The sequence below is a fragment of the Glutamicibacter nicotianae genome (assembly GCF_006539525.1).
Classification (GTDB): Bacteria; Actinomycetota; Actinomycetes; order Actinomycetales; family Micrococcaceae; genus Glutamicibacter; species Glutamicibacter nicotianae.
On record NZ_BJNE01000001.1, the window covers coordinates 14,698 to 28,864 of the forward strand.

At 61.1% G+C, this 14,167-nt stretch carries 12 protein-coding genes; 7 read left to right on the forward strand and 5 right to left on the reverse strand.

All coding sequences use genetic code 11. The features are described 5' to 3' along the window. Positions 1-6 precede the first annotated feature (6 nt). The 7 genes from cysD to ANI01nite_RS00100 are packed head-to-tail and all read left to right on the forward strand — an operon-like array spanning position 7 to position 7,127. Positions 7-930, forward strand: a complete 924-nt coding sequence (cysD, locus tag ANI01nite_RS00070) for a sulfate adenylyltransferase subunit CysD (RefSeq protein ID WP_141355215.1) — start codon at positions 7-9, stop codon at positions 928-930. Position 931: 1 nt separating this feature from the next. Further along, the gene (locus ANI01nite_RS00075; RefSeq protein ID WP_141355216.1) at positions 932-2,227 is read left to right on the forward strand and encodes a sulfate adenylyltransferase subunit 1; all 1,296 of its coding nucleotides are present in this window, start codon (positions 932-934) and stop codon (positions 2,225-2,227) included. Beyond that, on the forward strand, positions 2,214-3,311 hold the full coding sequence (locus ANI01nite_RS00080) for an ABC transporter substrate-binding protein (protein WP_141355217.1): 1,098 nt from the start codon (positions 2,214-2,216) through the stop codon (positions 3,309-3,311). The genes ANI01nite_RS00075 and ANI01nite_RS00080 overlap by 14 nt, the downstream gene beginning before the upstream one ends. Then, the gene (locus ANI01nite_RS00085; protein ID WP_141355218.1) at positions 3,311-4,054 is read left to right on the forward strand and encodes an ABC transporter ATP-binding protein; all 744 of its coding nucleotides are present in this window, start codon (positions 3,311-3,313) and stop codon (positions 4,052-4,054) included. The genes ANI01nite_RS00080 and ANI01nite_RS00085 overlap by 1 nt, the downstream gene beginning before the upstream one ends. Beyond that, positions 4,026-4,883: an ABC transporter permease gene (locus ANI01nite_RS00090; protein ID WP_141355219.1), complete on the forward strand. Its 858-nt coding sequence runs from the start codon at positions 4,026-4,028 to the stop codon at positions 4,881-4,883. The genes ANI01nite_RS00085 and ANI01nite_RS00090 overlap by 29 nt, the downstream gene beginning before the upstream one ends. Further along, positions 4,876-5,655 carry a uroporphyrinogen-III C-methyltransferase gene (gene cobA, locus ANI01nite_RS00095; protein ID WP_141355220.1) on the forward strand — a complete coding sequence of 260 codons (780 nt, stop codon included), beginning with the start codon at positions 4,876-4,878 and terminating at the stop codon, positions 5,653-5,655. The genes ANI01nite_RS00090 and cobA overlap by 8 nt, the downstream gene beginning before the upstream one ends. 17 nt (positions 5,656-5,672) lie before the next feature. After that, on the forward strand, positions 5,673-7,127 hold the full coding sequence (locus ANI01nite_RS00100; RefSeq protein WP_141355221.1) for an FAD-dependent oxidoreductase: 1,455 nt from the start codon (positions 5,673-5,675) through the stop codon (positions 7,125-7,127). A 231-nt stretch (positions 7,128-7,358) separates the two neighbouring features. On the opposite strand, the gene ANI01nite_RS00105 is transcribed toward ANI01nite_RS00100, so the two are convergent. The 5 genes from ANI01nite_RS00105 to helR all read right to left on the reverse strand — a co-directional run bounded on the left by ANI01nite_RS00105 (position 7,359) and on the right by helR (position 14,070). Then, the gene (locus tag ANI01nite_RS00105) at positions 7,359-7,811 is read right to left on the reverse strand and encodes a DUF2871 domain-containing protein (protein WP_141355222.1); all 453 of its coding nucleotides are present in this window, start codon (positions 7,809-7,811) and stop codon (positions 7,359-7,361) included. Then, positions 7,804-9,906, reverse strand: coding sequence for an MMPL family transporter (locus tag ANI01nite_RS00110; protein ID WP_141355223.1), 2,103 nt, complete (start codon positions 9,904-9,906; stop codon positions 7,804-7,806). The genes ANI01nite_RS00105 and ANI01nite_RS00110 overlap by 8 nt, the downstream gene beginning before the upstream one ends. Before the next feature lie 111 nt (positions 9,907-10,017). Then, entirely contained in the window at positions 10,018-10,638 is a 621-nt protein-coding gene (locus tag ANI01nite_RS00115) for a response regulator (RefSeq protein ID WP_208644161.1), read from the reverse strand. Beyond that, on the reverse strand, positions 10,632-11,879 hold the full coding sequence (locus tag ANI01nite_RS00120; protein WP_073706131.1) for a sensor histidine kinase: 1,248 nt from the start codon (positions 11,877-11,879) through the stop codon (positions 10,632-10,634). Before ANI01nite_RS00120 ends, ANI01nite_RS00115 begins: the two co-directional genes overlap by 7 nt. A gap of 31 nt (positions 11,880-11,910) precedes the next feature. Next, positions 11,911-14,070, reverse strand: a complete 2,160-nt coding sequence (gene helR / locus ANI01nite_RS00125) for an RNA polymerase recycling motor ATPase HelR (RefSeq protein WP_170214524.1) — start codon at positions 14,068-14,070, stop codon at positions 11,911-11,913. Positions 14,071-14,167 lie beyond the last annotated feature (97 nt).

Genomic DNA, 14,167 nt, shown 5'->3' on the forward strand with positions numbered 1-14,167 from the left:
CGAATCATGACCATTACCGCTAACGCCCCCGCCGGCACCCAGCGCAGCGTTCTGGACGCCCTGGAAGCCGAATCCATCCACATCATCCGCGAAGTCCTCGCCGAATTCGAGAAGCCGGGACTGCTCTTCTCCGGCGGCAAGGACTCCGTAGTCGTCCTGCACCTGCTGGCCAAGGCCGTCGCACCCCTGCGCGTGCCCATCCCGGTGGTCCATATCGATACCGGCCACAACTTTGCCGAGGTGCTGAACTTCCGTGATTCGGTAGTGGAAAAGTACGGGCTGAACCTTGTTGTCGGCTCCGTCCAGGAGTACATCGACCGCGGCGAACTGACCGAGCTGCCAGATGGCACCCGTAACCGCTTGCAGACCCGAGTGCTGCTGGACACCATCGAAAAAAACGGATTCGACGTCGTCTTCGGCGGCGCCCGCCGCGACGAGGACAAGGCCCGCGCCAAGGAGCGCATCCTGTCCCTGCGCGACGAGTTCGGCGTCTGGGATCCACGCAACCAGCGCCCGGAAATCTGGAGCTTGTACAACGGCCGGCATGAGCCGGACTGGCATGTTCGCGCCTTCCCGATTTCCAACTGGACCGAACGCGACATCTGGGCCTACATCCAGCGCGAAAACATCGAGCTGCCCCCGATCTACTTTGCCCACCGCCGCCAGGTCTTCGAACGAGACGGCATGTGGCGGGCGCTGACCCCGGTCAGCCAGCCCAACGAGGATGAACAGGTGATCATCAAGCAGGTGCGCTACCGCACCGTGGGCGATGCCAGCTGCACTGGTGCCGTGCTCTCTGCAGCAGACACCGTAGAGAAGGTGCTCGACGAATTGGCTATCGCCACCGTCACCGAACGCGGAGCAACCCGCGCCGATGACCGAATCTCCGCCGCGGGAATGGAAGACCGCAAGACCGAAGGGTACTTCTAAAATGACCACCACATTATTGCGCATCGCTACCGCAGGTTCGGTAGACGACGGCAAGTCCACCCTGGTTGGCCGACTCCTGCACGATGCCAAGGCGATCCTCGCTGACTCTCTGGATGACATCGCACGCACCAGCGCCGAGCGCGGCTTCGGCGGAGCCGACGGCACCCTCGACCTTGCCCTGGTGACCGATGGCCTGCGCGCCGAACGCGAACAGGGCATCACCATCGACGTGGCCTACCGCTACTTCTCCACCGACAAGCGTTCCTTCATCCTGGCGGACTGCCCGGGCCACGTGCAGTACACCCGCAACACCGTCACCGGCGCCTCCACTGCGGATGCGGCCATCGTCTTGGTCGACGCCCGCAACGGCGTGCTGGAGCAGACCCGTCGCCACCTCGGCGTCCTGGCGCTGCTGCGCGTTCCGAGGCTGGTCGTGGCAGTGAACAAGATGGACCTGATCGGCTGGGACGAACAAGGCTTCAAGACCATCGAGTCCGAGGTCCTCTCGCTGGCCAGCGAACTGGGCATCGCGTCCACCACGGTGATCCCGGTATCCGCCCTGCAGGGCGATAACGTATTCGAACCATCCCAATCGTCAACCTGGTACGCAGGCCCGACCCTGCTGGGATTGCTCGAAGACCTGGAGCCCAAACTCGGTGGCGGCACCGCGCGTTTGGACGTCCAATACGTCATCCGCCCGCAGGGCGCACTGGCTCCGGGCCTGGATCCGGAAGCCTACCGCGACTACCGCGGCTACGCCGGAACCCTGGCTGATGGCATCTTGAATGTGGGGGACACCGTGCAGGTGCTCTCCAACGGCCACCCAGTGGGCAGCCGGATCAAGGCCATCAGCACTCCTGCTGGTCCAGCGCAGAGCGCACAGGCCGGCGACGCGATCGTTGTTGAACTGGAAACCGACCTGGACATCGCCCGAGGCGACACCATCGTGGCCGGCGAATTGCCGGCAGCACAGCGCGAATTCCAGGCGGACATCTGCGTACTGGATCCGGTGAAGCTCACCAACGGCCAGCGACTGCTGATCAAGCACGGCACCAAGGTATCCGCGGCCAAGCTCTCCAGCATTGACTACGTCATCAATGTCGGCGACTACGCCCAGCAGCCTGCAGACTCCCTGGAACTGAACGATCTGGGGCGGATCACGCTTCGCAGCCAAGCGGCTCTGGCCATCGAACAGTACGCAACTTCGCGTACCGGCGGCAGCTTCCTGCTCATCGATCCAACCACGGGGCGCACCCTAGCCGCGGGGATCATCGAGGAAAAGCATGAAGCGGCCTGATGTAGGCGAATCGACGGGAAACGGCGATCGTGTCCGGCTCTCGCCTCATGGGCAAACGGGCGGCTTCCGAGGCCGTTTCCTCGGGCTCGCAGCAGTCGCAGTGCTGACCGCAGTAGCCGTGGCCACGACCTTCCTGCCAGGGCCCAATGAAGTCCAGGCGCAGGCGGCAGAACATGGACCGGCGGATGAGCTGAACATCGGCTACTTTGCCAATCTCACCCATGCTCCGGCTCTGATCGCCCAGTCCCAAGGCATTCTCCAAGATCACCTTGGAGAAGACGGCACCAAAGTTGAAAGCCAGATTTTCAATGCCGGACCGGCCGCCGTGGAAGCCCTGAATTCAGGGGCCATCGACGCCGCGTACCTGGGGCCAAACCCCGCGCTGAACAGCTACCTGTCCAGCCATGGCGATTCCTTGAACGTGGTGTCAGGCGTTGCCTACGGCGGTGCCAGCCTGGTCGTGAACAAGAAGATCACTCAGCCCGAGGAACTGGCCGGCAGTAATCTGGCCAGTCCGCAGTTCGGCGGAACCCAGGATGTCGCCTTGCGCAACTACCTCAAGGACCTGGATTTGAAGCAGGACGCGACGGTCACCCCGAGCTCCAACGGCACCGTGGCGCAGCTTTTCGGCCGCGGTGAAATCGATGGCGCGTGGCTCCCTGAGCCCTACGCATCCTTTCTGGTGGAGAAGAACGGCGGACACCGCTTGGTGAACGAAGCCGAGCTGTGGCCTGAAGGCAAGTTCCCGACAACGGTTCTCGTGGTCTCCAAGGACTTCATGGCTAGCCACCCGCAAACCGTGCAGAAGCTGGTCGATGCGAATACCGAAGCCATTGATTGGCTCACTCAGGCGGACGAAAAGGAAAAGCTGGCGGCAGTGCAGAAAGCTCTGGTTGAAGCCAACGGAAGCTCTTTCGACGAAAGCGTGATCGCTGAAGCCCTGGAGCAAGTGCACTTCAGCCAGGACCCGCTACCCGAGACCTACCAGTCGCTGGTGGACCATGCACTGGCTGTCGGGGTCGGAACCGGCGGCAACGCAGACGGACTCGTGGACACGCTCTTTCTTGAACAACAGGAGAAGTAATGGGAGTACTACTGAATGAAGTGTCCCTGAGCTATCCAGGCACCGGCTTGGTCATCGACCGCATCAGTGCAGAAATTGAAGACGGAGAGTTCATTGCCGTCTTGGGCGCCTCCGGTTGCGGCAAGTCGTCCTTGCTCAACATGATTGCCGGCCTCTTGGCACCGAGCTCCGGCTGGCTCGAGGTACCCAAGGATGGCGCCGCATTCATGTTCCAGGATGCCAACCTCCTGCCGTGGCTCACTGCTAGCGAGAATGTCGATTTGGCGCTCAAGCTCGCAGGCAAGCCAGCTGCGGAACGCCAGCAGCGCGTGGAAGAATTGCTCAACCTCGTACAGCTCGGGCATGCCACCGGCAAGAAGCCCCACGAGCTTTCCGGAGGCATGCGCCAGCGAGTTGCTCTGGCGCGAGCCTTGGCCCAGGACCGGCAGGTGTTGCTGATGGACGAACCATTTGCAGCCTTGGACGCGATCACCCGAGATATGCTCCACGAGCAGTTGCGGGCCTTGTGGGGACAAACGGGCAAGACCATCATCTTTGTCACCCACAATGTGCGCGAGGCGATCCGCCTCTCCGGCCGCATCCTGGTGCTCTCTTCGCACCCAGGACGCATCCTGGAGACCCGACGGATCACCGACGATCTTCGCAATAACCCGGCCCAGGCCGCCGCATTGGCCGATGAACTGACCACGATTCTCAGAAAGGAGCAACGGAAACATGAGCTCACTGACCGAATCCCGAACTAGGGTGAATCCCGTGCGCGCAATCAAGCTGCGCCCGAACAACCGGCTCGACTCATGGGTTGCCCCCTTGCTGACTGTCGTGGTGCTCCTGAACCTGTGGCAGATCATTTCCTGGGCCAGCCCGCTGCGGGAAGACCTTTTCCCCGGCCCACTAGCTGTCGCGGCAAAGCTTCCGCAATTGCTGGCGGATGGCTCTTTGGTATCGGCTGTGGGAAATTCCCTGTTCCGTGCAGTGAGCGGATTCGCGATTGCCGTGGTCATTTCCACCCCGTTGGCATTGCTGTTGGCACATCAGCCACTGCTGCGCAAAGGCGTGGGACCCCTGGTCTCGGCAATGCAGGTCTTGCCGTCGATCGCCTGGGTTCCAGCAGCAATCATCCTGTTCGGACTGAGCGATGCAACCATCTACACGGTCCTGCTGCTCGGAGCCATCCCATCCATCATCAATGGCCTGCTGTCTGGCATCGACATGATCCCGGCGCAGTACAAGTCGCTGTCCAAGGTGCTTGGTGCCTCCAAATGGGAACACGTGCTGCACATCGAACTGCCAGCGGCCATGCCCGGGTATGTCGCTGGATTGCGCCAAGGCTGGGCCTTTGCATGGCGTTCGCTGATGGCTGCCGAATTGATCGCGGTAGGCGGCTCTCTCGCCTTGGGTGTTGGGTCTCTGTTGCAGCGCGGCCGCGACCTCGCAGATCTGCCGCTGGTCATGCTGGTGATCCTGACCATCTTGCTAGTTGGCGTGTTGATCGAATTAGTATTTTTTGCTCCGATTGAACGCAAGCTGTTGCGTGATCGTGGAATGAGCCGAACTGGAGAAAACAATGGCTAAAGGACATATCACCCTTATTGGTGGTGGCCCCGGTGATCCTGAACTGATTACCGTTGCAGGCTACAAAGCCCTTCTGTCCGCCGATGTGGTTTTGGCTGACCGGCTCGGCCCCACCGCGCTGCTGGCAGACCTATCGGATGACGTGCTGGTGATCAACGTGGGCAAGTCTCCTGGCTGCCACGTGAAGACCCAAGACGAGACCAATGAACTTCTGGTCAAGTACGCGCTTGAAGGAAAACACGTTGTCCGGCTCAAGGGCGGAGATCCCTTCGTCCTGGGCCGTGGCGGAGAGGAAATGCTCTACGCCGCAGAATACGGAATTTCCACTCGCGTGATCCCGGGAATCACCAGCGCGATTTCGGTTCCTGGAGCCGCTGGAATCCCGGTGACCCACCGTGGAATCGCTGCCGGATTCACCGTAGTGAGCGGACACGCTGAGCTGGCCGACGTGCCAGTTCGGTCCGATCACACCCTCGCGGTGCTGATGGGAGTATCAAATTTGGCACAAATTGTTGAGACATTGCTTACCCGAGGTTTACCGTCAAGTACGCCAATTGCGATAGTTGAGCGAGGTTACTCACAGACGCAGCGCACAACTATCGGTACGCTAGAAGAGATTGTAGTGCGCGCCCGCAAGGCCGCAGTGGCGAATCCGGCCGTCATCGTCATCGGTGATGTCGTTCGGCTAGCCCCGGAAGCCTCCGACCAACTGGTAGACCTCCTGCCGCTAGAGAACGCCGAAGCCACCGCGCCGGCCTCATTCGTTGACTAAGAAAGAGAAGTTGTTTGATGAGTGAAATTACCGTCCCCGAGCACCTCACTTCCCGGGCACTGCGTGTAGCCATCGTTGGAGCCGGTCCAGCTGGCATCTACGCCGCCGACCTGCTGAACAAGAGCCAGCCAGTCGCCTCCGGCGAACTGAAGCTGCACGTTGACCTCTTCGACGAGCTGCCGACTCCCTTCGGATTGATCCGCTACGGCGTATCGCCGGACCACCCACGCATCAAGGGCATCATCAATGCCCTGCACAAGGTACTCGACAACGACTGGATCGACTTCTACGGCAACGTCGGCCTGGGCCGGGACATCTCGCTGGAAGACCTGCGCACCCGCTACGATGCAGTGATCATCTCCACCGGCGCCCAGAAGGACGCCGACCTGAATATTCCGGGCATCGATCTTGACGGCTCCTTCGGCGGCGCCGACTTCGTTTCCTGGTACGACGCGCACCCGGATGCCGACAAGAACTGGGACCTCTCGGCCAAGGAAGTTGCCGTCATCGGCAACGGCAACGTCGCCTTGGACGTCGCCCGCATTCTCTCAAAGCACGCTGACCAGCTGCTGGAAACCGAAATCCCGGAGCACATCTACGAGCAGCTGAACGACTCGGCCGTCACCGACGTGCACGTCTTCGGCCGCCGCGGTCCGGCACAGGTCAAGTTCACCCCGCTGGAACTGCGCGAACTCTCGCACTCCAAGGACGTGGACATCGTGCTGTACCCGGAGGACTTCGAATTCGACAAGGCCTCGGACGAAGCCATGAAGACCAACAACCAGACCAAGACCATGGTCTCCACGCTGACCAACTGGCTGATCGAGCAGGAAGAACGCGAAGAAGCTCCAAGCGCCTCGCGTCGCCTGCACCTGCACTTCCTGCAGTCCCCGGTCGAGGTTCTGGGTGAGGAAGGCAAGGTTTCCGGTCTGAAGGTCGAGCGCAACGAGCTTGACGGCAATGGTGGCGCACGCGGTACCGGTGAATTCATCGAGTACCCGCTGCAGGCCATCTACCGTGCAGTCGGCTACTTCGGCTCAGCGGTCAATGACATTGAATACGACGGCGCCAAGGGCGTGCTGCCAAACGCCGAAGGCCGTGTGCTGGATGCTTCGGGCAATCACGTTCCTGGCCTGTACGCCACCGGCTGGATCAAGCGCGGCCCTATCGGCCTGATTGGCCACACCAAGGGCGACGCCTTGGAGACCATCACCCACCTGCTTGAAGATCTCACCAAGCTGGCACAGCCGGATTCTTCCCAGAAGATCGCCGAGCTGCTGGAAAGCCGCGGCGTGAACTTCTCCAACTGGGAGGGCTGGAAGAACCTGGATGCCCACGAGAAGGAACTGGGCGCTGCGGCCGGCACCGTTTCGACCCGTTTCGGCGAGATCACCCGCGACCGCATCAAGGTTGTTGAGCGCGAAGCAATGATGGAATTCTCTTCGGCAAAAAAATTGGTTGAGAGCCTGTAAGTTTCACCCCGGGCTCTAGCACGCAATGGGCAGGGTCCCTCGGCAAATCTGCTGAGGGACCCTGCCCATTGGTGTTTTCAGCCCGCAACTTCTTCGGCTTGCTACCGGCCGAATAAGTATCAGCTGCCATGAGCAGCGCTGCTGCCAGGGCTACGGCGCGATGCTCAGGCCCGCCCAGCCAGCCAGTTCACCGGCCAGCCGGGAACGGCAAATCGACGACGGGCCGATTGCCTAGCCCTCGACTGCCCGCTTCCGTGCGGCCTTCTGTTGATCACCGGCGCCGACACTGCGGCGGAGCATGATGAACAGCAGGATCATGCCTGCAGTGATCGACATGTGTCCAAGGCCCGCGATGCCGGAGACCATCTTGGAGGACTCGATGCCCAGCACGGTCATGATGCCGTGGGTGAGCTGCATGCCCGCAGTGAGGAGCACACCCGCGTTGTAGGTTCCCATGAACCATGCGAAGAGCTTGCGATGCTGGCTCAGGACGAAGGCCTTCTCCAGCAGGAGCACCAGCAGCAGGATGATGAAGCCGAGGACGAGCAGATGGGTATGGACTACCGATAGCTGGGTCCACGCTCCCTCCGGGAAACCGTTCATCTTGGTGAATTCCCGGTAGAAGAGACCAGAGGCGACTCCGAGGATCATGTAGGTGAAGGAGAAATTGACGAGCTTACGCATTGATGTTGCTTTCTTTCTGAGTGGTTGGTTCTGCAGATGCTTCCGCAGGGGAGGAAACGTGGCCGAAGACCGGGCGCTTGGCCGAACCCAGGACCGCGAACAGCGCGGGCAGCAGCAAGGTCCGAACAACGAATGTGTCCAGCAGGACGCCGAGTCCGACGATCAGGCCGAGCTGGCCCAGGACGGTCAGAGGCAAGGTCGCCAGGGCGGCGAATACTCCGGCGAGCACGAGCCCGGCACTGGTGATGACTGATCCGGTGCGGCTTGCTGCCAAGGCAACTGCTTCATGCAGTTCCAGCGCCTGTGCATCCTGGCGCACGCGCTGGGTCAGGAAGATCGTGTAGTCCACGCCGAGCGCTACCAGGAAGACGAAGGCCAACAGCGGCACTTGGACATCCAGCGCGTCAGCCTCGAAGACGACTGAGGAAACCAGCGAACCCAATCCGACAGCAGCTGCAGCACTGAGCAGGTTCACCACTCCCAGAGCCAGGGCAGTGCGCCATGAACGGGTGAGCCAGCCGAGCATCACGAAGCAGATCATCATGATCAGCGGCGCAATCACGTAGAGGTCTCGCAGGTGCATTTGATGTGAATCCAGTTGTTCTGCGCTCTGTCCGCCAATCAGCACCTGGCCGTCGCCTCCACGGGCTGCGGCATCACGCAGCTGCTGCACAAGATCCTGGGCCTTCGCCGAGTTGGGATCAACGTCGGGAATCACCGAGAACTCCTGCCACGCGGTAGTGCCGAGCTGGCTTGCCTCGCCGACGCGTTTCACGTTCTCAAGGCGAGCGAATTCATCTCGCAATGGGCCAGTCCCTGCACCCTGCGCCAAGACGGTGACCGGCTGGGTTTCCCCGGCGGGGAAATGCTCTGCCAGCAGGTCCATGGCGCTGGAGGATTCGGTTGCCGTGCGGAATTGCTGGGTTTGATCCAGGCCAATACGCGTACCGGTGAGTGCTCCGGCAAGCACCAGAAGCAATAGTGCCATCGCGGTGAGGTTCAGTCCCGGACGGTTCATCACGGAGCGAGCTGCACGGCCGAAGAAATTCTCCGTCTTGGCTTCCTGTCCGGGACGGGGAATCAATGGCCAGAAGGCGTTGCGGCCGCACATGGCCAGGATCGGGGGTAAGAGGAACAGCGCGAAGATCGCCGCGATCAGCAAGCCAACGGCGCAAACGATACCCAATCCGCGCGTATCGTCCATGACTGCCAGGCCCAGGGTGAGCAGAGCCAAAACCACGGTCAGGTTTGAAGTGAGAATGGCCTCGAAGCTGGATGCCCAGGCTTTGGCCAGCGCTTGACGGTGATCAGCATGCTTATGCAACTCATCGCGGTACCTGGAGATCAGCAGCAGGGCGTAGTTGGTGCCTGCGCCGAAGACCAGGACGCTGAGCACGCCGGAATCGAAGTGCAGGTCGAAGGCATTGCCCACCAGGTTGGCCACCAGAGAGGCGCTGCGGTCGGCGATGGCAACGACCGCCAACGGGATCAGCCAGAGCACCGGCGATCGGTAGGTCAAGATCAGCAAGACAGCCACGATTGCCACCGTGACTGCCAAGAGGGTGAAGTCGGCACCGGCAAATGCATTGGTGACATCAACTGCAAAGGCGGTAGGCCCGGTGACCTGAAGCTGCAAATCTGCTGATGGATGATCCTGGATCCAGCTTCGAATCGACTTGAGCGTTTCCCGGTCGGCAGTATCGGACACGGTATTCCAGGAGAGCGGAACCATGGCTGCCTGCTGATCCTCGCTTGCCATGGTGCGGCCAGCGGTGACGTTCGCTGCGTGACCCAAGGCCTCTGCCTGGCGATCAATCATTGCGCGGTCGTTGTCGCTGAGCGCGTTGCCGTCGCCACGGCTGGCCACCAGCAGGGCCGTGGTTTCGGACTCGTTGGAGTTCGCATCGATGAGCTGGGCGACCTTGGCCGAATCCGAATCGCCAACCAGCGAGCTCGCAGACCGGGCCGGAGCCTGGACGCTGCTCAGCGCGCCAAAGAGGACGAGAATTGCTGCGACGATGCCGACGGCCCACAGGCGAGCGCCGCGCCGGCTGGTCAGCGAATCGCCGACCCGGGAAATAACTGGAACTTTCATAGTTCCAGTTAATGATTTTTTGCAGGTCAATCCATCGTGGAAAAGGGCGAATAAAAGTTCAACCGAAAGGTTGAGGCGGTTACCGGCGTGTCTTCCGAATGCCGGAAGAACCTAGAGCAAACCGTGCTCTGTCGCCTTGTTGATGGCATCTGTGCGGCTGGATGCTTGAAGCTTGTCGAAGATATGCACCAGATGGGTCTTCACCGTTGCCTCAGACACGAACAGCGCCTTGGCGATCTGCTTGTTTCCGGCACCGGTAGCCAGTTGGGCCAGCACGTCTTTCTCGCGTGCCGTCAGCTCGATCTTCGGCCGCCGCATGCCCTCGACAACCCGCTGGGCCATCTCCGGGGCCAGCACCATGTGGCCGGCTGCGGCTTGGCGAATGGAATCCACGATGGTTTGCGCGCTGACATCCTTGAGCAGATAGCCGGCGGCTCCGGCTTCGATGCAGGCCAAGATTTCCGAGTCCTTGTCGAACGTGGTCAGGATCAACACGTGGGGAGGCTTGGATAGCTTGCGGATGGCTACCGTGGTCTGCGCGCCGTTCATCCCGGCACCGAGGCGCAGATCGCACAGCACGACATCAACCGGGTTGTCCTTGACGAACGCTAGCGCTTCCTCGCCGCTGGAGGCCTCGCCGATCACTGCGATGTCTCCGAAGTTCTCAAAAAGCGCCCGCAACCCGGTGCGAACGATGGGATGGTCATCGACTAAGAGGATGCGGATCACGATTTGTCCTTTGCGACGTTGATCGGAAGATGCGCGCACAGTGCTGTGCCTTCGCCTGGGGAGCTTTCGATGTCCAGTCCGCCGCCGAGCTCCCGCAGCCGCTGGTTCATGGCTTTCAGGCCGAACCCGCCAGCCTCGGTGCTGGTTTGCGCGGGACCGGAATTCGGCGTGAACCCAACACCGTCATCCACGATATCCAGGCGGACTTCGTCGCCACTGCTGCTCAAGCTGATAGCAACGATTGAAGCGTGGGCATGGCGAAGGACGTTAGAGAGCGCCGACTGCGCGGTGCGCAGCAAGGCAATCTGCACGCTGGGCTCCAGGGCGGGCAAACCCGGCTCGATGTCCAGCCGGGTGCCGACGTTCGAATCAGCTTCGAAATTCTCCAGTATCCGGTTCAATGCGCCGGCCAGTGCCTGCGAATCCAGTTCAGCGGGTGCGAGCGCGGCGATAATGCGGCGCAAATCGGTCAGCGCCTGTCCGGAAAGCTCATCAATGCGAACCAGTGCTTTCTCGGCTGCGTCCGGTTCCTTGGAGGCCTCTGCCGCCTTGGCATGCAGGCCGATGGAGGACAGCTGCTGTGCGACAGTGTCATGGATTTCGCGGGCCAGGCGCGTGCGTTCCGTGGCGATGCCCGCCTCGTGCTGCGACCTCGCAAGTTCCTCTTGGAGGTCGGCCATTTCATGCTGGGCGCGGACCAGGGAATTCACGAGCGAAGTGCGCACTTGGGCATCGCGTTCCATCTGCAGGTAACCGCGGGAAATGCCCCAAGCGAACAAGCCGCCGACTAATGGACCGGCTATGGCCGCAATGCTCAGTCGCCCATGGTGCAGATACGGAGCAAGCAGCGTAAAGGCGTAGACGACCACCGACCACAAGATTGAGGGTAGGAACGGCAGCTGGTGGCCCAAGAGCAGCCACAGACTGAAGGCGAGCCACATGAATTCGGCCGAAACGAAAAGGCTTGCTACCCAAATCCCGAGCAGGAGCGCCAGCCACCATGCGCGCACCGCGAAGGCGCCAGCCTTGGAATGGGCAATGAAGCCTGCGCTGTACCAGCCAGCGAAAAGCACTGAGACGAGGATGGCAGGCAACGCGGCATCCTGAGTTGCTAGCTGTCGCAGCAGCGCAATGGCAAGGAGAATCGCCGTGACCAGATGCTGGCCCCAACGCAGCACGCTTGGTGAGGCGAAGGCGTGCTGTTGATTCCGGGTTTCCAACCGTTGCGGTTCGGCAGTGCTCATGGAAGCCAGCCTACTAAAGGCTGCCCGATGGTCATTGCTCGGCCAATATGACCAATTGAGCTGTCGCTCGGGTCATGGCCACGTACCGGCGTACTGCGCCGCGCCGGGTCTGGCCGAAGTTCTCAGGTTGGCAGACGAGCACCAGATCGAATTCCAGTCCCTTGGCGTGTTCAGGAGTCAGCACGCTGACTCGTTCGGAGGCGGGGAAACCCGGAAGCCCAATCACCGCAGCGGTGCCTTCATTATTTTCGGCCAGCCATTGGTCGAGAATCTTCTTGAGGTGTGAAGGATGGGCGTAGCGTACCGGTGCACCGTTTGCTCGCAGCGATTGCGGCACGTTGGCCTCCGGCATCTCCGGCAGGATCTGCGCTGCTGCGGCTTCCATGATCTGTGCGGTGCTGCGGTAGTTGACCCGCAACCGGGAGATGGAGATGTCGTGAATGCCAATGCTTGCTAGCCGCTGTTCCCATGACGTGCTGAAACCGTCAACGGCCTGGGCCCTGTCGCCGACAATCGTCAGGCTGCCCGACGGGCAACGGCGTTGGATCATTGCCCATTGGGCATCGGTCAGGTCTTGGGCTTCATCGACGACGACATGCGAGAAGGGCCCGTCGAAACTTTCCTTCGCCAACGGGGACTCCAAGCTATGGCTGAGCAGACGCTCCTGGAGATCGTGGTGCATGAGCTGAGATGCCAGGTCTTCCTTGTCATCAGCCGAAGCCATCAGATCGTCTATGACGTTCGTCCATCGGTTTCGCTCTGCAAGGATTCGAGACTGCTCGTCACGATGGCTGGTCTCGCTGTCCTGGTCTCCGATCAGATAGCGGGAATAATCGATCAACGGAATATCTGATGTCGTCCATGCGACTGGACGTGGGGCGGACAGCAACTTCTCGATCTGGTCGTCAGTGAGTTCCGAGCCGCTGTACCGAAGCAATGCGGGCGTCGAATACAAAGCCTTCAGGAGATTCAGCGGATCCAGGATGGGCCAGTATTCATTGAGCAGCGCTCCGAGTGCAGAACTTCGTGCCGCGTCGGCGCGAAGTTGCGGTTCAGGGGCATTGCTGCCTGCTAGCTGGGGGAGCAGCAGGTCAACCAGAGCTTCGCGCAATTGGATGCGCGCTTCGTTGTGCGGAGTCTCGGAGTCGATCATGCCCACCGCGTCGCGCCATAGTTGCGCAGTGGCCGTGGCTTGGAATTCACCGATATCGAGCACCACCTCGGTGGCGGGCGGCTCTTCAAAGACCTCGACTGCTTTCTTCAGCGCACTCAGCATGGCGGCACTGGATTTAATGCGCTGGACTTCGGGATCTTGTTCGGCAGGGAGATCTTGCCCTATCGAAACTATGTTCGAAAGAGTGGCAATGAGAACATCATCCTCTCCCAAATTCGGCAGGATATCAGAGACATAAGAGGAGTAGGCTTCATGCGGACTCACGACCAGCACCTTGCCTCCTTGGCTGCGCAGGCGCTGATCCGCGTAGAGCAAGTACGCGGCGCGGTGCAGGGCGACGACCGTCTTGCCGGTGCCTGGCCCGCCGTCAACCACCAGTGCGCCGCGCGAGCTGCTGCGGATGATCGCGTCCTGATCGGACTGGATCGTCGAGAGGACGTCCTGCATTTTCGGTGAGCGCTTGCTGCCAAGCGACGCGAGAAACGATGAGTGGTCATCCAGGCGGGTATGGGATTGCAGCTGGGAGGAATCGAATACTTCGTCCCAGTAGTCGGAAATGCGCTGGCGGAGCCAGCGGTAGCGGCGACGCATCGACAGCCCGTAGCTCTCTTCATGCGTGGCAGCGAAGAATGGTTCGGCCGCCGGGGTGCGCCAGTCCACCATCAGCTGCTTGCCTTGGGCATCGCTCAAGCCGGCTCGTCCGATGTAGAGGCGCTCGCCGGTCTGGGCGAATTGCATGTACCCCAAGCAGGCGTATGGTCCCACGAGGTCCAGCTGGCGCAGCCGCTGAGCCAGTTCGTTCAGCTCGACATCGCGCTGCAGGGATTGCTGGAGGGTGCCGGCCCGGTCCTTGCCGCGTGCAGCGATGCGCTCAACCGCTTCGGAGCGGAGCTGCTTGATGCGCGCGGCGATCTCTTCCAGCCGTTGCTGGTCCTGCGCGATGTCTTTCGCGAGTTCGGGTGTGGCATGTTCGTGGATGGAATCGAAGTAGCTGGTGTTAGAAGTTGCAGCAGGCACGCAGGCTCCCTGATCTGGATGGTTCTCGTGGGGAAGGTATCGATTATGGGCCATGGGTGGGGCCTTGTGGCAAGGCCCCCTCAACGCGCTATCCTGA